Raw genomic sequence first — 21,923 nt, 5'->3', positions numbered from 1 at the left:
TGCTGTCATGGATGATCCATCCTCTCATATTAGGTTTTTAAATAAAAAAGCCTCCCACTCCGAGATTTCGGAATAGGAGGCTGAATACGGACAAAAGAAGATACCGGCTTCATGAATAAAGAAGCTTCAAGCATCTACCCGTCACATATAAAAAAAGCCGCACGAATCCTATCCCGAAAAACCTCATATCGAAGTGTTTTTCCAATGTTTGGGACAGGATTAGTTGATCATCGGCTTTTGGTTCACCCTTTCATTTCTGGTTGCCTAGACTTTACCACAGGAGATTCAGTAGTTTCAATCCTAAATGATCTGAAGTTTACATTCACAACCGTCGGTTTCTTTTCTCATCGATATAAAGCTCGACAGCTGTTATGGCACGAATCAAAAATTTAATAAGCAGATACAATGCATACAAACCAAGCAGCTTAAAAAGTCCGTTTATGATTAATATCAACATAGGCCATAAACTAAACATGGAACTCCCCACCATACAGCCCACCTCCCTTCAACATTTTCCGAACAGGACCTTCCTGGCACCGGCATCATAACCAATTTGAACTCATTATATTCCATAATATAACAATCATATCCGATTCTAACATAACAGAAGGATCGTACTTATGTTTTTACATAAGATGGGGCAAATTCTTGGAGGCTCTGCAGGAAGGGGACGACAGAGGAAGTATTTTCATTATTTGTTGATATGGACTAACCAATCCCGGTCACGATGCGTTAAAGTGTATAAGGATTCATATTTTCAGCTAAGGAGATTTAAAGACATGACAACCCAGAAATGGACAAAACTGGCGGCAAGCGGCGCAATAGCGGCCACAATGCTGTTAAGCTCGATGGTACAGGCTCAGGCTGAGGCTGGGCACAAGAAGGAATTGGGATTAAATGTTAATCATTATGTTGTCACGATGGACGTTAAACCTGTCATCGTGAATGGTACGGCGCTGGTCCCTTTGAACACGGTGAGGGAATATTTGAAGCCTATGCACCTCCGCTGGAATAACAAGAACAAAACGCTAACTGTCAACACAGGCACCGATCAAGTCACCCTAAAGATGGGGAGCAAGGAAGCCAAGGGAAAGGGGAAGATCTACACCTTGTCTGTTCCCGCTCAACTAAAGGATGGGCGCGTCATGGTTCCTGCTCGATGGATGGCGGAGCTGTATGGTGCACAGGTAAGCTTGGATACAAAGGCCGGGATGGTCTACATCTATACACCGGAGGTTGACGTGTCGACGGCTGAGGAGAACCGGGATGTGAAGCTGTATCCGGTAAGCGCAACGAAATACGGCAGATATGAAGGAATGGTGGTCGAGGTCGAAGGAAGGAAGCAGGTCTTTAAGGACTGGAACGGCGGAGATGGTATGCGTAAACCCGTCATTCAATATCAGGATGTTACAGGCGATGGCAAGCCGGAAGTTGTGGTGTTCTATGTGAACGGGACCGGCACGGGTCTTTACATGGGGGAGATGCATGTAGTCGACGCCGAGACTCTGAAGGAAATTCCTATCGAATCATTGGAACAGGCGGTATCGAGCCATGTGCAATCCAACATTGAGAAGTATGCAGACCACTTTGTGATCAAACTTTTGATCGACGGGAAGGAGTATGTCGAAAGGATCGAGGATGATTCCAAGGATAAAAGCTACCTATATGATAAGGTTGGCTTCGGGGCCGTCGTCAGACACAAACTAGCGGAAGGCCAGCTTGTTACGGAAGCTGCGGGAAGCATCAGCCCTGCCGGCTTCGCTGGCGATCTCCATATAACATACCGATTTCAAGAAAAGTTGAACCGATTTGTGGTGGATAGCATTGAATATAGTAGTCTGGAAGAATGGGGGAAGTAACGGTTTATTGATGTGGAACTTTAGATCTACATATAAACGCATATCTGATAAGACGTTATGAACATGGACTAGAAGCATAAATCTTGATAGAATGATGTGCTTCGCTAATCAAAAGGGTGCTACGGCGCCCTTTTTTTGCTTTTTTAATGTCCAGTCCATCCCATTTATTTCCTCCACACTCTCCAAAAAGGAACCAGAGAGAATGGCGCATATAGAACCTATGCAAGAAGAATTCATCCTCTTTCATAGGTCTTTATTACCATTTACTTGAGTCTTAAGATTCCTCTAAGATAGTTAATAAACCTGACACATTTTTGCTAGGGGAAGAGAGTGATTTCGTAAGTAAACGCATTCAATGTTAAGTAATATAACAAGTCCATACCATGAGGGCTTTGAACGAGGTGTTTTTATGCAGCAATGGCTTGGGAAATCGCTAAAGCATAAATTGTCGTTACTTATTATTATCGCTACGCTGGTGCCGCTGCTGTTTCTCGGTATTTTCTCTTTTAACATAGCCAAGAGTCTGACGGAGGAGAAGGCCAAGATTACAGGAATGAATACACTTCGACAGCTGGAAGCTTACCTGGATACGATGGTCAAAGACGTGGAGAACATCTCGCTGTTTCTCATCGGGCATACCGGTGTTCAAGCCTATCTGAAGACCGAACAGAGCAACTATGTCCAGCAGACGACGGTTATTAATTTTTTGACGAATCTGGCCTTTTCCAAAGATTATATCGCCAACATCATTGTCGAACCGCTCGGCAGCAAAGATGCGATCTCGCATAAGTCCTTGGTTCGCTCCGAGTTCCGGAATATTACCGAAGTGGTCCCCGATTATTACGAGCATCATCCCAAATGGTGGTCCTTTGTACATCGGCAGTGGACTTTTGAAGGCGTTAGGAAAGTCATTACGTTGGCCAGACCGATCCGGAGCACGGATAAATATAAGCCGATCGGGAATCTGCAGATCAACCTGGATCAGGGCGTCATTGCCAATCAATTCCGGCAGGCCGTCCTGGAGAAGACCGGGTTTGTCCTTCTTCTTGATGAGAATAACCGGATTATCGCCGGTCCGCCGGATATGGAGACCAATCTTACACTTGCAGACTATTATCCTTCGATTGGAGAGTTTGAGGGGCTCAGCGGAAATATAGACTATGGCGAGGGGAGCAACAAGAAGACCATTCTCTATAAGAAAATGTCCAGTGTGAACTGGAAACTGGTCGGCATCATACCCTCACAGGAATACCGTTCCCAGAACCAATACTTCATCAAATTGACGGCGGTTGCCGTCACCGTGGCTATACTGCTTGCCATTATACTGGTTCTTTTCCTGATCCAGAAAATTACGAATCCGCTGTCCGTGCTAACAAAGTTTCTCAAGAATTCAAGCCCGGAAGAGCCGCTGCCTGCTCTCCCGGTTAAGACGGTCGATGAGGTCGGGCAGCTCATTATCAGTTACAACCGGCTCAGCTCTCGGATTGTGAAGCTTACCGACGAAGTGAAGCTGAACGAGTCGCTGAAGAAGGAGGCGGATATGCATGCGCTGCAGGTGCAGATTAATCCGCATTTCCTCTACAATACGCTGTCATCCATCCATTGGCTGGCGCTGATGAACCAGGATGTGAAAATCGCCGAGATGGTGGGATCGCTCAGCGATTTCCTGAGGTTCAGTCTCAATAACGGGCAGGAATATTGCACGATTCAGCAGGAAATTATGCATGTCCGTCATTACGTGAATATCCAAACCATCCGCTATCCGGAAAAGTTCAAGTTTGAGGTTCATGTGGAGGAAGAGCTGTATCAGCACACCATGTTAAAGCTGCTGCTGCAGCCGTTGGTTGAAAACTCCATGCTGCATGGTATTTTGAGCCGTGACGGGATGGGGACGATTACGATTCGCGGGCACCGCGAGCCTGAAGGGATCCACTTCGTGGTGGAGGATGATGGCATCGGAATGACGACGGAGCGCCTGAAATGGCTTCAGGATCAGTTGGTTGAGAATCCGCTTCAGTACGAGAAGGGGCAGACCCCGCGCGGAAGCTACGGGCTGCGCAATGTCCATAAACGGCTTCTCCTTCATTACGGCAAGGATGCGGGCTTGCGTGTGGAGAGTACGGAAGGAGTCGGAACACGTGTGATGTTTACGATACCTGATTTATCTGAAATTCAACAATCTGAATTATCCAGTAAAGGGGATGGCGACATTGAAGGTACTGATCGTTGATGATGAAGTGATCATTCGAAATGGTCTGAGTACAGTGATCAATTGGGCCGATAACGGCTTTACGGTGCTGACGCCCGCGGCTTCAGCGGAGGAAGCCCTTCAGCGTATTCCTGTTGAAATGCCCGAAATTATTTTTACCGATATTCGCATGACAGGCTTGAGCGGACTGGATATGGCACATGAAGTCAAGCAGCAGTATCCCGAGATCGAAATCATTGTTATATCGGGATATGATGAATTTTCATATGCGCAGCAGGCGATGCGGGAAGGCGTAAGTGACTATTTGCTGAAGACGAGCAGGCCCGGGGAAATTATTGAGGCTGCTGTCCAAGCCAGGGAACGGCTGTTACAGCGCAGGCTTACACAAGCGAAGGGAAGGGCGCAGGAGTTGGTAGTCAGCCGGGGTTTCCTGAGAAGGCTGCTTGCTTCCGGCACTCCGCTGGACGAGCATGCCGAGGCCGAATTGTGTGAGCGATACCCGGAGCTGCGTTTGGAATCGAACGGCTCGGTGCTGCAGATTTGGATACTGTCGGTATATCCGCTGCATCCAGAAGAAGAGGAACAATCGAACGTTAGCGAGCTGCATCGATTAATCGGCACGGAGTTGGCCGAAGTGCTGCAATGTGCGTGGCTGGAGTGGAACGGCTCCCTGCTTCTGTTGGTGCGGGCAGAGCCGAGTAATGGCTGGGGGCGGGTAGATTCCGCTCTGCGGAAAATGGAATCCATGCACGCCTGCCGCATCAAGGCTGCCAGCGGCCGACGGGTCGCAAACGCCAGGGAGCTGCACATTGCGCTGGCTACCGCGGTAGAGGCCAGCTCCTACGAGTGGCTGCTGCAATCGGAACGGCATATCCGCTATGAAGATATCGAAGGACGTACAGGCATCCGCACGGTCTGTTCGATGGAAGAAGAAACCAAGCTGTCATCCCTGCTGCGTTCGGGAGAATCCGCCGACTTGCAGGCATGGGTGACGGATTTGCTGCGGCGCATCCAAAGTCAGGACCAGGCAACGCCCGGCTCGGTTCAGGCTTACCTACATTCCCTGATCGTCTCGGCACAGCGCTGGCTTATACGGGCTGCAACGTCTATCGGCTATACCAGTCCGGTGAAAGTGGAAGAGACGTACGATATCCGCGAGTTGACCAAGAATCCGGAGAAGGTGCTGGTCGATTCGCTCGGGCTCATCATGAAGGAGTACCGTGATATGGTGTCGACGACAAGTCCCGTCCAGCGAGCGATCTCCTTCATTCATGAGCATCTGGGACAGAGCTTGTCTCTCCAACAAGTGGCCAAGCATGTTCATATGAACCCCAACTATTTCAGCGAGATGTTCAAGAAGGAAACCGGGCAGAATTATATCGAATTCGTGACCCAGGCGAAACTGCGAAAAGCGATGCACCTGCTGCGGGAAACGCCAGCCAAAATCAGTGAAATTGCGAATGAAATCGGCTATGAGGATATTAAGTATTTTAACCGTCTGTTCAAGAAATGGACAGGACAAACCCCGTCGGAGTATCGGGCAAATCCTGAATTTTGTCCCTCTATCGACTGAATTATATCCCCTATGTAAGCGTTATATCCTTTTATATACTTGGACTAATCATCTAAGACGTTTCATCATTTTCGTATATTAAAAAAGGGGGATTGACCATGAGACCAAAACGTAAAATAGGTCTTGTTCTGCTGATGATGTCACTGGTCCTTGCAGCTTGCGGAGGCGGGCAAAGCAAAGAGCAGGCGGGAGGAAATGAGAGTAATCAAGAGAAGGTCAAGCTGACAATCTGGCATAACTTTGCCGGTGATGACCTGCGTGCAAAATCAGTCCGAAGCTTTATCGATCAGTTTGCTCAGGACCATCCTGAAGTTACGCTCGATGCACAAGCGATTCCGCCGGACGGTTACCGTCAACGTCTGAGTACGGTTGCGGCTGCGAATGAAATGCCGGATGTATTCTTCGTATATGCAGGAAGTCAGTCAGCTGAACTTCATCAGGCGAAACTGCTTCAGCCGATTACAGAGGTGCTCGATGCGCATTCGGATTGGAAGGATAAATTCCTGCCGGGAGCGTTTGATCCCTACGAGTTCGAGGACGGCCAGATATACTCTGCTCCACTAGGCATGTCCGCAACTTCGATTCTCTATTACAACAAAGCATTGTTTGACAAACATAACGTAAAAGTTCCAACGACTTGGGAAGAAATGATGGCGGCGGTTAAAACGTTCAATGATAACGGCATTACGCCGATCGCACTCGGAAACAAAGCGCCATGGGTTGCGCAATCCACCATTATCGGATCGATTGCCGATCGTGTGACAGGCACCGAATGGTTCAAGAAAGCGGCAGCACAGGATGGTGCGAAATTCACCGATCCTGAGTTTATCGAAGCGCTTGGATATTTCAAAGAGCTGGTAGATAACAAAGCCTTCCAGGAAGGCGCGAACAGCATCGACAACACGCAAGCCGAGCAGTATTTCATCCAAGGAAATGCAGCGATGATGATCAGCGGTGCATGGACACTCACAAACCTGGCGGCTTCTTCTTCGGAGGAGCAAATGAAGGATATTGAAGTGACGACACTGCCTTCGATCCCGGGCGGTAAAGGTGAGGCTAACACCATCTCCGGCGGAGCTGGCGGCGGTCTGGCCCTTAGCAGCAGAACGGAAGGGAAAGCGAAAGAATTGGCGCTGGAACTGATTTATGCGGTCAGCGGACCAGAAGCGCAAAAAGCGATTGCCGAGAGCAACTCCATGGTAATGTACGATACCGAAATCGACCAGGCCAAAGTTACTTCCTTGTACTACAAAGCCTTTAACCTGGTGAAATCCACAAGCATTACGCCGGTATACGATGCTTATCTGTCTGCAGAAGCGGCTGAAGTCATCAACAACGGTCTGCAGGAAATTATGATGGGCGGCCCCGTCGAAGGTGTGGCCCAGAAGCTACAGGATGCGCAAGCCAGATCCGCTACTCCATAAGAAACCGTTCATCACTGCACAAGGATTAGGAGGGAGGAGGCTGCCATGCCTACAGCGATGAGAAGCAAAGGATTTATAGCCATAGCTCTTCTTCCTGCGCTTCTGTTGTTTCTGATATTTGTCATTATTCCGGTCTTCTGGTCAGCTTACTACGGATTTTTCAGTTGGAAAGGGTTCGGAGACGCCACATTTATCGGTCTTGATAATTATAAAGAGATGTTCAAGGATCCGATCTTCTGGCGGGCGCTTCGAAACAACCTGATTCTGGTCGTATCATCCATTATCGGTCAGGTTCCAATCGCGTTGATTCTGGCTATTGTATTGTTCAAGAATTCGTTCTTCTCCAGGTTCATTCGGTCTGCCGTATTCATGCCGATGGTTCTCTCCACAGTTGTTGTCGGTCTCATCTGGGGTTACATTTACCATCCTCAGTTCGGAATCGCCAACTATGTGCTGGAGATGCTCGGTCTGGAGTCATGGACCCGTGCCTGGCTGTCCGATCCAAAAGTCAACATGCTGGCGATATCAATCCCGATTAACTGGGCGAACATCGGCCCTTATCTGGTCATCTTTATCGCAGCACTGCAAAATATTTCACCGGAGATCCATGATGCGGCCAAAATCGATGGGTCCACCGGCTGGAACAAGCTGATGCAAATCACGCTGCCGATGATCTGGAGCACGGTTGTTGTAACCATTGTGCTATGCATCTCGGGAAGCCTGAAAGCTTTTGACCATGTCATCGTCATGACAGGTGGCGGACCGGCGCAATCGACCGAGCTGCTAGCCACTTATATGTACAACAGCACGTTCAGTGTGTACCGTTACGGTTACGGCTCCGCCGTCTCCACGATGATTATGATCGTCAGCGCCATTCTTATCGCGCTTAACTATTTCGCAACGCGCAGAAAGTCAAGTTAACATCAACAACTCATGACTGAAGCCAAGAGCTTGTAACTGCCCGGAAGTGAGAGCGGCGGTTAGGCCTCCTTCCTTAACATGGCGTTACGATAGGCAGGTTGACCGCTGCCCGGCTGTACAGGAGTATACCTACACAGCCACTTCAGCGATGTACTTCATTCCAATGCGCTGAAGATTCATGGCCCCAATTCGATCATCATTAGAGCTGTAGCCGCACTCCCTGCAACAGAAAAGGTGCTTCTTCCTGTCGCGGTTCGCTTTATTCGTATGCTCGCACTTCGGGCATTTTTGGGACGTGTATTTCGGGTTCGCTGCGATCACCTTGGCGCCTGAACGAATCGCTTTGTACTCTATCATCTGACGAAGTTGGTAAAACGACCACGACACGGTCTCGTATCGATCCCGGATGCGAACACGCTCTGTCACTTGGCGAATGCCTGTTAAATCTTCCACGACGAATAAGGTATTTGCTCCGTACCGGTCAACGAGTGCCTTCGATATCCGATGGTTGACATCGGTCATATAACGGTTTTCTCGTTGTCCGATTCGCTGGATCGCTCTGCGGGCAGAAGCTGTTCCAATCTGTTGTAGCCGCTTGCGAAGCCGCTTGTATTTTGAGCGTTGATTCTTGATCCTTCTGCCGTGAAAGAATGCGGTTGTTCCTTGCGAATCATAGCTGACGGCGATAAAGTTGATACCCATATCCACGCCGACGATTCTTTCGATGTCATGCACGGACGGTTCGTTCACAACTTGGGTCACGGGGATATGCAAGAAGAACTTCCCCCGCTTATGGACCAGTTTGGCTGTGCCAAATGCCCATGTTCCATCCAAATAATGTTCCATACCTTTGCTTTCGAAGGGGACTTTGATTCTCCCGGATAAGGTATTGATCGAAAACATTTGGTTACTCATGGAGTAATCGCGGTTCCAGACCAAATCGAGTTCCGGTCTCTTGAATCGTACAAGAGTCCAGGGATGTCCATTTCCTTGAATGGACTTATAGCGGGCAATGACCGTCTTCATCACAGATTGCGCCATTTGAGAGCGAAGCTGAAAATCGGCACGAAGCTTTCGATACGTCAAGAGATGCAGCTTCTGTTGATGAAGCACCTTCTCATCGAAGACGAGTTTCGATATAAATTGGCTCGCCAGCTGATATGCGCGGAGCGTCTGGCATAACAACTCTTTCTGCTCTGGTGAAGGTGAAATTTTAATTTTGGCAGTGACCGTTAGCTTCAACAAGGCCTCTTCCATCCTTTCCGACAGGGTATAAAGTAAAGGAAATGGGACTATCATTTATTAACCACTATACCAAACATTTGTTCCCATTCAAAGTGATTGTTTGTTTTTAGAGAAAGAAAGAGCATTCGCGATGATTCTAAGGAGGAGAAAGAAACGTATTCCTCTCATGACTGAAGTCACGAGTGTCCTTACGCAAAGTATGAAGGAGGGAGCGGTATGAATTTACAGACGACCGGGACCGAAAGTACCTCAGGGAAACGCGTCATCACGAAGGGGTTAACCGGGTTCGTAAAATTGCTGCTGATTGTGTATGCGATTCTTACGCTCTATCCCTTGTACTGGCTTTTTACGAGCGCGTTTAAATCGAATCAGGATTTCTTCACCAACCCTTACGGCTTGCCGAAGGAGTGGATGACCGAGAATTTATTCCGGGCATGGGAGCTTGGAAATATGGGCAGAGCGATGCTGAATTCAACGGTTGTGACGATTACAGCTGTCGTTCTGACCATCCTGCTCAGTGTACTTGCGGCATATGTATTGTCCAGATTCGAGTTTCGGTTCAAAAAGCTGGTGGTCGTGTTGTTTACGACCGGGCTGCTGATTCCGATTCATAGTACGCTGGTGCCCCTGTTTATTATGATGAAAAATATCGGCCTGCTCGACACGTACGGTGCGCTCATTCTGCCTTATACGGCATTTGAGCTGCCAATCGCGATCTTCTTGGCGATGGCTTACATGTCATCCATTCCAAGAGAGATTGAAGAAGCGGCCATGATTGACGGCAGCGGCTGGTGGGGAATCTTCGGCAGAATGATTCTTCCGCTCTGTACGCCGATCGTGGCAACGATATCGATTCTGGCATTCCTTCGATTCTGGAATGACTTCTCCTTCGCACTCGTATTTATCAATACGCAAGCGCTGAAGACGCTGCCGCTCAGTCTGTCCTTGTTCTCGGACGGCTTCGGCACAGATTACAGCTTGACGATGGGAGCGATGGCGATCGCAGTCATTCCAACGATTGTGGCCTACCTGATCTTGCAGGAGCAGATCATGAAGGGTATGGTGGCAGGGTCCATCAAAGGTTAAATCTTTGGTCTTAAGGAAATTCAATATTCTTAAAAGAAAGGCCTCTTCCGGTTCAAAGGAAGGGGTTTTTCGTATTATTAGGTCAACTAGGATTATCAGGTTGGCGTTTCTCCCTCGAAAATATTCATGCACGATTTTCGGCTACGCCATGCCGGCATATCCAATATAATAGGAAGACAAGGACAAAGAGAGCATGAGATGATGGCTTGCAAGCGATAGCCACAGTGTACGAATATGAGATCGAGGGAGGAACCCCAAGTGATATCGGCTGCGAATCAACAGGAGTATTATCAGGCATTAGTGGAAAAGAAATCGGAGTACGAGGGCGTTTTTTATGTGGGCGTGAAGACCACGGGGGTGTTCTGCCGCCCGACATGTCCGGCCCGAAAACCAAAAATGGAAAATTGTGAATTTTACGAGACGGCTCAAGAAGCGCTGCTTGCTTCCTTCAGGCCCTGTAAACGATGCCGTCCGCTATCACACCCCAATCAGGTGTCCGACCTGGTCCGGCTGCTCGTTGAGGCGGTGGAAGAAAATCCGGAGAAAAGGTGGACCAACCAGGATTTTCAGAAGCTGTCCGTGGATGCCTCGACGGCGAGACGCCAATTCAAGAAGCGGTTCGGGATGACCTTCGTCGAATATGCACGGGCACGGCGGATGGGACTTGCCCTGAAGCAAATCCGGGAGGGGCATGCCATCATCGATGCGCAGCTGTCGACCGGCTATGAGTCCAGCAGTGGCTTTAGGGATGCTTTTTCGCGCATTATGGGCGCAGCGCCTACTCGATCGGGGAATAACAAGATCTTAAAAGCGTCGTGGCTCGACACGCGCCTTGGACCGATGATGGCCATCGCGGATGAGGAGGCGCTGTATTTGCTCGAATTCGTCGACCGCCGGGGCCTGGAGCGTGAGGTTGAACGTCTCCGGCAGAGAACCAAGTCAGCTATCATTCCGGGTTATACAGCTCCGATCCGTTCGATCGAACTTGAACTCGGCGCGTATTTTGACGGGGAATTAACGGAATTCAAGACACCTTTGTTTCTATTAGGATCGCCGTTTCAAAAAGAAGTATGGGATCAGTTACTGCAGATTCCACCTGGACAGACGTCTTCGTATGGCGAGCTCGCAGCAACGATGGGAAGGCCTACCGCCTATCGTGCCGTTGCTCAAGCGAATGGCGCCAACCAGCTCGCGATTGTCATTCCATGCCATCGGGTGATCAATACGAGCGGCGAATTGGGCGGATATGGCGGAGGATTGTCGCGCAAGCAGTGGCTGCTGCATCATGAGAAATCGATGAGTGCTGCAACCATACATGAATAGCTGTCTTCCAATACGAGCAAGGAAAGAAATTAGAGTTCTGGAATACGCAAAGCAGCCAAGCTCCTGCCTTTAAGGATGAGCATGGGCTGCTTTTTTATTACCTCATTATATAGAAGAAAAAATTCAGCGGGGGCCTTTTGCTTGTTCCGGCCTGGCCGGTACCGTTGCCGTTGCCCGGAACTTGACCGGGGACACGCCGTAGTTGGCCCGGAATACCCGGTGAAAATAGGAATAGCTAGCAAAGCCGCAGGTTTCCGCGATTTCCTCCAGCGTCATGGTGCTGTATTTCATGCGCTCGACGGCTGCATTCAACCTGATCTCCAGGGCGTACTGGATCATCGTTTTTCCGTAATATTCCTTGAACAGTTTAACGGCACGGGATAAACTGAGTCCCACATGGGAAGCAGCCTCCTCCAGCTTGAAGGTGATGGTGGCATGTTCCTCTACGAATCGCTTCAGCCGCAGGGCGGTAAAGGCAAGACGATCGGTCGGCTTGATCTCGGTAATGGCCCGGTCCAGGCAGAGGCAGAGACTCCGCAGCAGGTAGTCGGTCAGCTCCCCGATTTCCCCCTCAAGTCCGCGCCGCTTCTCCAGCAGCATCTGTCTCCACAGGTCCAGCAAATGATCGTCGAGCCCGACATGGCTGACGACAGGGCGGGGGATGCGGTTCCACCAATCATCAATCCAGGTGCCGTCGCAAAATATAAAATAATCCCCGCTGGACACGCGGCCATCCTCGCCATCTTCCTTCACCCGCAGCTCGTATTCATCGCCGGGCTTCAGCAGCAGCAGGTCGCCTGCCTGCACGTGGTGCTCGATGCCGTTGCAGTAGATTTCGCAGGAGCCTTCGGTTTGGAGACGGAACAGATAGGTCGTCAAGCCACCACGATGGCTGTTGCTGAACTGCTGAAAGTGATAGGAATAGTCGCAGATGAGCAGTCTTGCTTCCATCATGGTAACAACCCCCAGTAAAAATGTAAGCAGATAGTTCATGTTGCAGCAATATTGTTTATGTTCATTTTAGCCTATTTGCATGTATGATAGTAGCAGATAGAGCAGTAACTCATTTTTGGAATCGAGGTGCGCTATAATGAGAAGAATGAACATTGGTTTGCAAATGTATACGCTGCGCGATGAGACAGCACAGGATTTCCGCGGTACGCTTCGCAAAGTGGCTGAATTAGGTTATGAAGGGGTGGAATTTGCAGGGTATGGAGACATTCCAGCCGAGGAAATGAAAACGCTTCTTCAAGAACTTGGCCTGAAAGCGATCGGCAGTCACGTAGGCCTGCACCTTCTTCGTGCAGATCTGCAGAAGGAAATTGATTACCTGAAAACCATTGGCGCTAAATATATGATGTGTCCATATGTGGCCGAAGAAGATCGTAAAGATGCCGAGGATTGGAAGAACCTCTTCTCCTTCCTGGAGGAAGTAGGGGCCGAAGCCCGCAAGCAGGGACTGATTTTTGGATACCATAACCATGCATTCGAATTCGAAACCGAGGTCGATGGCCAGTTCGTATTTGATGCGATGTATTCCGCAACGACGCCGGAAGCCGTGCAAGTGGAAATGGACGTATGCTGGGTACAATTCGCCGGACAAGATCCGCTTGCTTACATTCCAAAATATGCAGGCCGTCTTCCGCTGCTTCACCTGAAAGATTTTAGTAAGGATTCAGAAGGCAACATGAAAACACTGGAGCTGAGTCAAGGCTCGGTTAACCTGCCGGGCGTCATTCAAGCTGCATCCGATGCAGGCACGGAATGGTTGATCGTTGAGCAGGACGTATGTCAGAATCCGCCGCTGCAAAGCGTAGAGAACAGCATGAACTGGCTGAAACAGAACTACCTGAACCAATTCTAATCTATTTGCACAAAGGAGACTTTCAATGAGTAAAATTAAAGTGGCTGTGTTTGGCTGCGGCGCAATCGCCCAGCGCAGACATATTCCTGAATACGCGAACAATGCTAACGTGGAGCTGGTTGCTTTTGCCGATCCGGTAAAGGAACGCGCCGAAGAAATGGCAGCCCAATATGGCGGTAAAGCTTATACAGACTATCAAGAACTGCTGAAGAACGAGAAGCTCGATGCCGTTAGCGTATGTACGCCGAACTATCTGCATGCTCCAATGAGCATCGCGGCTGCGAATGCCGGTCTTCATGTGCTGGTGGAGAAGCCGATGGCAACAACGGCTGAAGAAGGAGAGCAAATGATCGAGGCAGCCCGCAAAAATGGGGTTTACCTGATGGTAGGCCACAACCAGCGTCTCATGCCTCCCCACGTGAAGGCGAAAGAAATCCTGGATTCCGGCAAGCTCGGCAAGGTGCTTACCTTCCGTACTTCCTTCGGCCATGGCGGTCCGGAGAGCTGGAGCCTCGATGGTCGAGACAGCTGGTTCTTCCGCAAAGAAGAAGCGATTATGGGCGCTATGGGTGACCTCGGCGTGCATAAATCCGACTTTATCCGTTATTTGCTGAACGATGAAATCATGGAAGTGGCGGGTTTCATCGGAACGGTTCATAAAGACGGAACCGATGTAGACGACAACGCGACTTGCATCGTTCGCATGAAGAGCGGGGCCGTAGGCACACTGATGGCGAGCTGGACGCATTACAGAGCCGGTGATAACGGAACGGTATTATGGTGCGAGAAGGGCGCCATGATGATCGGAACCGTTAACGGTGATGAAGTGGTTGTTGAGCTGACCGACGGTACAGTGGAAACCTACAAGGTTGGCGCCATGGCAACCAATGAGAAGCAGGTTCCGAGCGGCGTCATCGACACTTTTGTCGAATCCATTCTTACGAACACGCCTCCTAGCATTTCCGGCGAGGAAGGACTGCGTTCCTTGAACGTGATCCTGGGTGCATTCGAATCCCAAGAGACCGGTAGAATTGTGAAGCTGTAATATGATATACAGAGGAGAGCCGTCTGCGGACGGCTCTTTTTTCTGTTGTGTGTGGAGCAGCCTTATACGGCCTAAAAACGAACCAGATTGTTGATTCGTACAGGCATGCCGGTTGCGATGGCGCGGTTAGCTGCAATTCCTGTTAGTATGGACCTCGCCCCATCGATATGGTTGGCCGCCCGGGCGTACGGATCTTCCACGGGCTCTCCGAACAAATCATTCAGAAGAACCGGGTCGCCTCCGCCATGCCCGCCTTTTTTCTCTTCGACATGAACCTCATAAGGGGCATCGAACATTGGAAGCACCCGCAGCGTTTTTCCGATTAACGCGCCTTCCTGATTCTTGTCCCCCAGCGAATTCACGTAGGATTGTTCGACAATGTTCATCTCGATCCGGCCCTTGGTGCCGTTAATTGCGATGCGATAGCCTTCCCACGGCTGATAGGCCACCAGCGAATACGTTAAAATGGCTTTGTTCTGATATCGTACGAGAACGCCCATCGTATCCTCAATATTAATGCCGTCGCCGAAAACGCTCTGGTCCCGCTGATAGCCATCTTCCGGCTCAGCATCCAGATACATGGCTTTGAGATGCGCATCGGAATCCAGATGGAGCGCGAAAGGATCCTCTTTCGCAACCTTGTTGCCGGTGGCACGATTGTAAAATTGCGTTACGCCCCGTGCTTCGGCATTCTCTCTACCATAGTACATGAGATCTCCAAATGCAAAAACGGTTTCAGGATGCGAGCCGATCCAGAAATTGACTAAGTCAAAGTGATGGGTGGATTTATGGACGAGCAGTCCGCCGCTGTTCCGCTTGTCCCGGTGCCAACGCCGGAAGTAATCCGCTCCGTGGCGGGTATTCAGCAGCCATTCGAAGTGAACCGAGGTCACCTGGCCGATGGTATTATTCATGATTAACTCCCGTACCTTGGTATGATGGGGAGCGTAACGGTAGTTGAAGGTGACCCTGATATTTTGTCCGGTCCGCTTGGCGGCATCCAGGATGGCTTGGCATTTCTCCTCGTCGATCGTCATTGGCTTCTCGGTCACGACATCGCATCCAAGCTCCATCGCGCGGATAATGTACTTGTGATGGGTCCGGTCGATGCTCGTGACAATGACGAAGTCGGGCTTCTCGTTCTCGATCATCTGGTCGAATTGGTCCGCGGTGTATGTAGGCACCTCGGCGTATTTATATTTTTCCCGCAGCAGCTGATTCGCGTAATTCATGCGAGTCTGGTTGATATCGCAAAAGGCAGCAAGCTCGGATCTGTCACGGAAATTCTGGGCCAGGGCGCCATAAAAAAATTCGGCTCGGCCGCCAGTTCCGACCAATACATAACGTTTCTTGTCAATCATCTCTATCGCCTCCTTGAATATAGATATAGCCTATAACAAAGAAGTACTTCTTTCGCCGCATTTTATGCTTAATCGCTTTAGAACACCGCTTATTTTGCTATAATCCAAGCAAAGGGGGCAGCGACATGACGAAGCCGTTTCGAGCGGATTACCACGATCCCAGCGGATATTTGGACATTGAATATGACCGCCGCATTGGATATTTCTCCATGACGGTTGACCATCTTCATGATCATTACGAGTTGTACTACCTGTTATCGGGTGAGCGCATATACTTCATTAAGGACCGTTCCTACCGGGTCAGAGCCGGGGATCTCGTTTTCGTGGACCGGAATGCCGTTCATAAGACGCTAGACAGCGGCCGGCCCGATCATGACCGGGTTGTCCTTTATATAAGTCCGGAGTTATTTGCGGAATTGACCGTATCACCCGACCTGGCCGAAGGACTGAAGGAGCCGTTCGGCTGGGATGTTCCGATTCTAAGGCTTCCTTCACCGGGATGTGAAGTCATGGAGCGAATGGTCGGTGAAATGGTGGAGGAGATGGTCCGTCCCCAGGCGGGAAGCAGCTGGCTGCTGCGGCACCGGACGGTTGAATTGCTGCTCTTCGCCTACCGTAACCGGTATCTGGGAACGGTTCGCTCCGCCGATACCGAGCCGGTTCTTCATCCGAAGACCCAGGCGGTCGTCCGGTATCTTAACGACAACTACCAGAAGGCCTTAACGCTGCCCGAGGTTGCAGCGACATTCCGAATCAGTCCGCACTATCTCAGCCGGCTGTTCAAACAGACAACGGGGTTTACCTTTAGCGATTATCTTAATCTGCTTCGGGTCAAGGAAGCGCAGCGGCTGTTGCGGGAGAGTGATGATCCCATCACGGATATCGCCATGCGCTCGGGATTCAGCAACTTCTCCCACTTTGGTAAGATGTTCAAGCGGGCGGTTCAGATGTCGCCGAGGCAATATCGGCAGCAGTATCGAATGCGAAGTTAGAGGGATATGGCTATGTCTTCTTTCTGGCTCACTAGAAAAAGCTGAATTGAAATAGATAGTCTCTATTTTACTACAGCGAGGAGCAAGCCCTGATTTTGTGTATGACTCAGATTTTCTGCGCTTCCTGCCGAATGAGGTCGCGCAGCGTGCGTATTGCATCAATGAAAAAGATTATGCGCGTGCCGTCGCGCCTATTCGAGGGTCTGTTATTTTGGGGCCGCCGGTCGGGTGCGGGAGCACGACAACCAATCAACTCTATGCGAGAAGGGGTAATAGAGGCTATAGCCCTAGTCCCTAATAGAGGCACCACATTCATCGAGTTGATGAGCCGGTGACTGTGGTGCTTTTTGGTGTGCATATGGTATCTTGGAATTGAACGGAAAACGCCATGTTTAATAGATTCGTTGAGAGGATCGACAGTCAAAATGAAAACAAAAATACAAGAGTTGCCGCTGTCGCCGGGCGTATATCTCATGAGAGATTCGCGGGGAACGGTCATTTACGTTGGCAAATCCAAAAGTCTCAAGAAGAGAGTACAATCGTATTTTTACAACAATAAATCGCACTCCCCAAAAGTGAAGAAGCTGGTTCAGCATGTCAAAGATCTGGAGCATATCGTCACCGACACGGAGTTTGAGGCGTTCATGCTGGAATGCAGGCTCATTCAGGACATAAAGCCGATGTATAACCGTAAGATGAAAAATCCGCTAGGCTATAGTTATATCGTATTGCGGCAAAAGCGAGATTGGCGATGGCTGGAAATTACAGATACACTGGATGAAGGCGGTCACGACTGCTCTCGTTTTTTCGGCCCCTATACAGCCAGCAGACATAGTCTTGAACATGCAGTGCAAAAGGTTAAGGAATGTTGTAAAATCGCCTGTAATCATACACCTGCCGCTTCTTCGGCAAATACTCCCTGCTTGAATTATTCGATTGGCCTCTGTCTTGGCAAGTGTCTTGGCGGCGAAACCGCGCGGCAATTTGATGAAATCATGGATCGATTCATTGCTCTGCTTCAGGGGGACGACCGACGTTTATATGATGAAATGGAGCGAAACATGCTCGACGCCGCAGAGCGTTTCGATTTTGAGCAGGCTGCAAAATACAGGGACGGCATGGAGGCGGTGAACTTGCTCTTAAGTAAACGGCATGTGATCGAGTTCGCCGAAGAGAATCACAGCATTGTTGTCTACGAGTATTTAAACGAAGATACGCTCAAGTTATTCCTGATTAAGGGGAACGTTGTGCTGCACAGCGAGCGATGCTCTGTGGCTGCAACAGTGGACATGGAATCGTTGAGGCAGAGGGTCAAAGCCTTGATTCTCAGCTATTTCACGAGGGATATGGAATGCGATGCTACCGAGGTTACCCGGGAAGATATCGATGCTGCACAAATCATCTACAGCTATTTGCAGAGCAGCGCCTGCAGCTATCTTGTTCTTCAGGATTCATGGATCGAAGAGGGCGGGGAGCCTGATATGGAGGCTGCACTGCGGAATTTTTTGAATAACTATGTTGTGTCATCTTAATGATCATGAACCGGGTTGAGGCAGCCCGGTTTTTTATTACCAATAAATTTCCAATCTTCTAAACTCAAGACGAGTTGGATCTCATTTCAAAAAGACGTTCCCGAATGATCAAGGGACGTCTTTTTGTGTCTCGTTTATCTGTGAATTCCAGACGGAGGAATTGCAAGCACAGCATCATCGCATTCTAGAAGTGCCGCAGTAGATCGTATCGGAATAAATCGCCAAAGTCATAGACCGATTCCGACATGAAATCGATCGCCTTCCATCTATTGCCAAAATGATATTATATTATTACACTCGCGTTAGAGAATTGATGTAATCCCTGTTTTTTACATGAGCTGATTTCTCAATTAAATCAAACTCTTTTAAAAAAAATCCGAAGTTTTGTTCAATTCATGAGTGCCGCAGGCATCTTCTTCTATAGGACCATAAATAACCGATCAAGAGAGGAGGAAGGGGAGATTTATGCTGGAAACCACGGCAGATGGGACGACCATCGAGACGATGGAGGACCGTTTCTTAACAGAGCGGGCGAAGGCAGGAGATACGGAAGCCTTCGGGGAGCTTGTTCGACGTCATCGAACCTCGGCTCGTTCCTGGGCGCGTTCCATGACCCGGGATACCCACATGGCAGAGGATATCGTGCAGGATTCGTTAATCAAGGCGTTCCTGCATGTCGGACAACTGATCGATTCTTCCAGATTCATGGGCTGGCTGCAGGCCATTGTCCGCAGGCAGGCGCAGATGAAGCTGCGACGCGGCGGTCCTTATCGAATCGAACAGCCCTTCACCAGCCTGAAGCCATCCCAAACGATGGATTCCGCCAATATCGATTGGGGCGATGTGGATCATATTTTGCAATTTCTGTCTGTGAAGCTAACGCACAAACAGAATGAGTTGAATCCGGAGACGTTGTACTTACGCAAGGAAACGATTGAAATGATCCAGTCCTTCCTGCACGGCTTAAGCCGCAAGGAACGCGGCATTTTTGAAGCTTATTTTTTTAAACAATGGTCTCCTGATGAGATCGCTGCGATGTTCCAGACGACAACCCAGTCGGTCTATACCTACATCTATAGGGCCAAACGCAAGGTGCGTGAGGAGCATTCCCGCATGCTGATCCCTGCTTCTTCAGGGAAACCGGATCAGGAGGAGAATGGAGGAAACAGCTGGTTGAAAAAGTTGCCATTGCCTAGAACTAGAACGAGGAAAACGGCGTCTTCCCTTATCGATACCGTCTCCATGATGCTGGACATGATGAATCATACATATAGTGTGAGCGAGCTGATGGGACGCTCCGGTTATGCGTTCCGCTTGCGAATCTCCGGATTGTCCACCTATGCTGACGGTGCGTTTGTATTCGATTGGCAGGAGGTATTAAGGCAGCTGTTTGATGGAATGGGATATGAAACTGCATTTGTGATCGGTCAGCTTCCGGATGAAGGTATTGTTCCACTGGTACCCGTAGCCTCCGCCTTTCCTTTTGCGAAGTCAAGGAGTCCTGAGGTCATGAACTTTGTCAGGGAATACTTGATTGCGGGAACGCCGGTGATGTTTTTTGATACCTACGTTCAGAAGCCTTTTACGTTTGAATGGAGCCTGATTTACGGTTACGATGACGGTCGGCAGGAGCTTTATGTGACGGACCCGTCGGCTCCTTACATGAAAACCATAACGTACGAAGAGCTGACAACAAGCAGCTTGCGTTTTTTGTGCGGAATTAAAAAGAGACCCGAACAGGTGAATGATACGAGGCGGGTTGCATTGCCTTCTATGGAGGAGCAGCTAAGCCGTATCGCCAGAGTCGCCGTAGAGGGTGACGGTTATTCGCCGCGCACCCCATTTCCTCATTATGTGCAGGGTTTGGCGGCTTATGATGCCTGGAGGAATCACCTGAAGCAGGGTGAAGCGCATATCAATCTGCATGGGATGAGCTATTTGATTCGCGTGTATGGGGATGCCCGGAGGCATGCGATGGCGTATCTGCACGATCTCAAGGATACATGGAGTGTGCACAAAGAAAGGGACTGCCATGTGACGGCTGATAGCGGAGCAGTCCATGATTCGCCGACATTGCCTGTGTATCAGATAGATGAAGCCTATGATCATCTCATAACATGTTATGAAGAATCCGCAAGGATGTGGACGGAGTTGGAAGCGCTTTTCCCATTTCCTTGCGGCACCGGCCGTTCAGATCCGGAAGCGATCGTGGCGGCAAGCGATCTTTTGAAACGGGCTCATGAACAGGAAAGGGAAGCCATGCGAAGTTTGCAATTCGTGATTGATAATATAAGGAGTGATCATAAGTGACAACACCAACTGAGCTTCGCCTCATCACAGAAGCAAATGGACATGATCTTAAATATGTGCAAACGGTGATTCAATCATTCGAAGTTTTCAGGCCAGACGTCAAAGTGGTGCTGGTCCAGGCGGAGGACAGCTATGGTGTGATGGAACAATTCCATCACGAAGGGGCTGATCTGCTGCATATCCGTGAGGGTGGTTATTCTACTCAGTTACGTAAAGGTGTTGTTCAAGATTTGCTGCCTTATCTGAGGAATGATCCGGTGCTGAAGATGGATGATTTTTATCAGGGAGCATTGACGCAGCCGATGTGGGAGGGCCAGCTAGCTGTGTTGCCGGTTGTGGATGTCGCAGTACCCCAAATTTTTTATAACAAAAAATGGTTTGCCGAAGCGAATGTACCCTTTCCTACGAATGAATGGACAGAGGATCAATTTCTTGATGCTGCGGTCCGCTTGACGCGGCACGGAGAGAACGGGGATGAATCACGGTATGGTTTTTACATTTATCCGGATGTAGAATTTTTGGAGCCGTTTCTTATGCGCAGGAGAGGGCGGCATTTGTCGGAGGACGGTTCTGTGGGCAGGGGCTATACGGATAGCGAGATTGCGCATGCAGCGTATCAATGGATTGTAGATCTTTACCGCAAGCATCGAGTGGCTCCTATGCCGGGCGTCCAAGTGGACAACATATTCCGTTCGAATCGGTTTGCCATGATCTATGACTTTAGCTGGCATAACGGGATTGCCTACGATCCCGAGTTAAGTGAAACCTATGGTGTGGTAGGATTGCCTCATGCACAGGGCGGCAGGGATATTTATACGATGTACTCGACAGGCTACGGAATTCCTGTCACGTCCAAGCATTCGGAGCTGGCATGGGAATTGCTGAAAGAATTAGCGCTACCTTCTTCGGAGGAAGCGAGGCGTGCTTATTGGGGTGTGCCCATCACAAAAACATTGGCTAAGGAGCTTGGACGTACCGGTAACCCATGGTGGGGGCCGGCGTTGTACGCTATCGACCGAATCGAGAAGAATGCTTATCTCTCCAATCAGGTATGGAATCTGTCCAGGCAGCAAATGAATCAGGATATTGAGCGGATGATCAAGGGAGAAGCCGGCGTTGAGAAGACGTTATCCCGCTGGGCGGAGATTGTATCGTAGGAAATCTATCAGTTTCTGGAAT

At 49.6% G+C, this 21,923-nt stretch carries 16 protein-coding genes; 13 read left to right on the top strand and 3 right to left on the bottom strand.

The genetic code is table 11. The annotated features are described in order from the left end of the window. The first annotated feature begins 779 nt into the window (after window positions 1-779). The 5 genes from AB4124_RS07255 to AB4124_RS07235 all read left to right on the top strand — a co-directional run bounded on the left by AB4124_RS07255 (window position 780) and on the right by AB4124_RS07235 (window position 7,986). Window positions 780-1,859 carry a copper amine oxidase N-terminal domain-containing protein gene (locus tag AB4124_RS07255; RefSeq protein WP_441972040.1) on the top strand — a complete coding sequence of 360 codons (1,080 nt, stop codon included), beginning with the start codon at window positions 780-782 and terminating at the stop codon, window positions 1,857-1,859. 409 nt (window positions 1,860-2,268) lie between these two features. Continuing rightward, entirely contained in the window at window positions 2,269-4,089 is a 1,821-nt protein-coding gene (locus AB4124_RS07250; RefSeq protein WP_441972038.1) for a cache domain-containing sensor histidine kinase, read from the top strand. Next, the gene (locus AB4124_RS07245) at window positions 4,070-5,641 is read left to right on the top strand and encodes a response regulator transcription factor (protein ID WP_430110800.1); all 1,572 of its coding nucleotides are present in this window, start codon (window positions 4,070-4,072) and stop codon (window positions 5,639-5,641) included. The genes AB4124_RS07250 and AB4124_RS07245 overlap by 20 nt, the downstream gene beginning before the upstream one ends. 98 nt (window positions 5,642-5,739) lie before the next feature. Continuing rightward, window positions 5,740-7,065, top strand: coding sequence for an extracellular solute-binding protein (locus AB4124_RS07240; RefSeq protein WP_339269802.1), 1,326 nt, complete (start codon window positions 5,740-5,742; stop codon window positions 7,063-7,065). A gap of 45 nt (window positions 7,066-7,110) precedes the next feature. Next, window positions 7,111-7,986, top strand: coding sequence for a carbohydrate ABC transporter permease (locus tag AB4124_RS07235; RefSeq protein ID WP_076322415.1), 876 nt, complete (start codon window positions 7,111-7,113; stop codon window positions 7,984-7,986). Window positions 7,987-8,115: 129 nt separating this feature from the next. Here the strand turns inward: AB4124_RS07235 and AB4124_RS07230 are convergent, their stop codons facing one another. Beyond that, the gene (locus AB4124_RS07230; protein WP_441972489.1) at window positions 8,116-9,228 is read right to left on the bottom strand and encodes an RNA-guided endonuclease TnpB family protein; all 1,113 of its coding nucleotides are present in this window, start codon (window positions 9,226-9,228) and stop codon (window positions 8,116-8,118) included. A gap of 219 nt (window positions 9,229-9,447) precedes the next feature. Between AB4124_RS07230 and AB4124_RS07225 the strand changes: the two genes are divergently transcribed. Together AB4124_RS07225 and AB4124_RS07220 are read left to right on the top strand one after the other, a co-directional pair. Further along, the gene (locus AB4124_RS07225; RefSeq protein WP_441972035.1) at window positions 9,448-10,317 is read left to right on the top strand and encodes a carbohydrate ABC transporter permease; all 870 of its coding nucleotides are present in this window, start codon (window positions 9,448-9,450) and stop codon (window positions 10,315-10,317) included. Between the two features lie 258 nt (window positions 10,318-10,575). Next, on the top strand, window positions 10,576-11,640 hold the full coding sequence (locus tag AB4124_RS07220; protein ID WP_430110436.1) for a bifunctional transcriptional activator/DNA repair enzyme AdaA: 1,065 nt from the start codon (window positions 10,576-10,578) through the stop codon (window positions 11,638-11,640). Window positions 11,641-11,763: 123 nt separating this feature from the next. Here AB4124_RS07220 and AB4124_RS07215 read toward each other — a convergent pair whose 3' ends face one another. Beyond that, window positions 11,764-12,591: a helix-turn-helix domain-containing protein gene (locus AB4124_RS07215; protein ID WP_430110803.1), complete on the bottom strand. Its 828-nt coding sequence runs from the start codon at window positions 12,589-12,591 to the stop codon at window positions 11,764-11,766. 139 nt (window positions 12,592-12,730) lie between these two features. Here AB4124_RS07215 and AB4124_RS07210 point away from each other — a divergent pair, with 139 nt between their 5' ends. Together AB4124_RS07210 and AB4124_RS07205 are read left to right on the top strand one after the other, a co-directional pair. Continuing rightward, a complete protein-coding gene (locus AB4124_RS07210) occupies window positions 12,731-13,504 on the top strand; it encodes a sugar phosphate isomerase/epimerase family protein (protein ID WP_441972033.1) in 774 nt (257 codons plus the stop codon). Window positions 13,505-13,529: 25 nt separating this feature from the next. Then, window positions 13,530-14,549 carry a Gfo/Idh/MocA family protein gene (locus AB4124_RS07205; RefSeq protein WP_441972031.1) on the top strand — a complete coding sequence of 340 codons (1,020 nt, stop codon included), beginning with the start codon at window positions 13,530-13,532 and terminating at the stop codon, window positions 14,547-14,549. Window positions 14,550-14,620: 71 nt separating this feature from the next. Here the strand turns inward: AB4124_RS07205 and AB4124_RS07200 are convergent, their stop codons facing one another. Beyond that, window positions 14,621-15,910 carry a Gfo/Idh/MocA family oxidoreductase gene (locus AB4124_RS07200; RefSeq protein WP_441972030.1) on the bottom strand — a complete coding sequence of 430 codons (1,290 nt, stop codon included), beginning with the start codon at window positions 15,908-15,910 and terminating at the stop codon, window positions 14,621-14,623. A 125-nt stretch (window positions 15,911-16,035) separates the two neighbouring features. Between AB4124_RS07200 and AB4124_RS07195 the strand changes: the two genes are divergently transcribed. From AB4124_RS07195 to AB4124_RS07180, 4 genes are all read left to right on the top strand, one after another. Then, the gene (locus tag AB4124_RS07195; protein ID WP_441972028.1) at window positions 16,036-16,902 is read left to right on the top strand and encodes a helix-turn-helix domain-containing protein; all 867 of its coding nucleotides are present in this window, start codon (window positions 16,036-16,038) and stop codon (window positions 16,900-16,902) included. A 425-nt stretch (window positions 16,903-17,327) separates the two neighbouring features. Further along, on the top strand, window positions 17,328-18,434 hold the full coding sequence (locus AB4124_RS07190; protein WP_441972026.1) for a GIY-YIG nuclease family protein: 1,107 nt from the start codon (window positions 17,328-17,330) through the stop codon (window positions 18,432-18,434). A 465-nt stretch (window positions 18,435-18,899) separates the two neighbouring features. Next, window positions 18,900-20,744 (top strand): sigma-70 family RNA polymerase sigma factor, encoded by a 1,845-nt coding sequence (locus AB4124_RS07185; RefSeq protein ID WP_441972024.1) that lies wholly within the window; start codon window positions 18,900-18,902, stop codon window positions 20,742-20,744. Beyond that, window positions 20,741-21,901 (top strand): extracellular solute-binding protein, encoded by a 1,161-nt coding sequence (locus AB4124_RS07180; RefSeq protein WP_441972022.1) that lies wholly within the window; start codon window positions 20,741-20,743, stop codon window positions 21,899-21,901. Before AB4124_RS07185 ends, AB4124_RS07180 begins: the two co-directional genes overlap by 4 nt. Window positions 21,902-21,923: the final 22 nt, after the last annotated feature.

The sequence above is a fragment of the Paenibacillus sp. 2KB_20 genome, assembly GCF_052115765.1.
GTDB lineage: Bacteria > Bacillota > Bacilli > Paenibacillales > Paenibacillaceae > Paenibacillus_AQ.
This window is presented reverse-complemented; position numbering and strand designations above follow the sequence as displayed.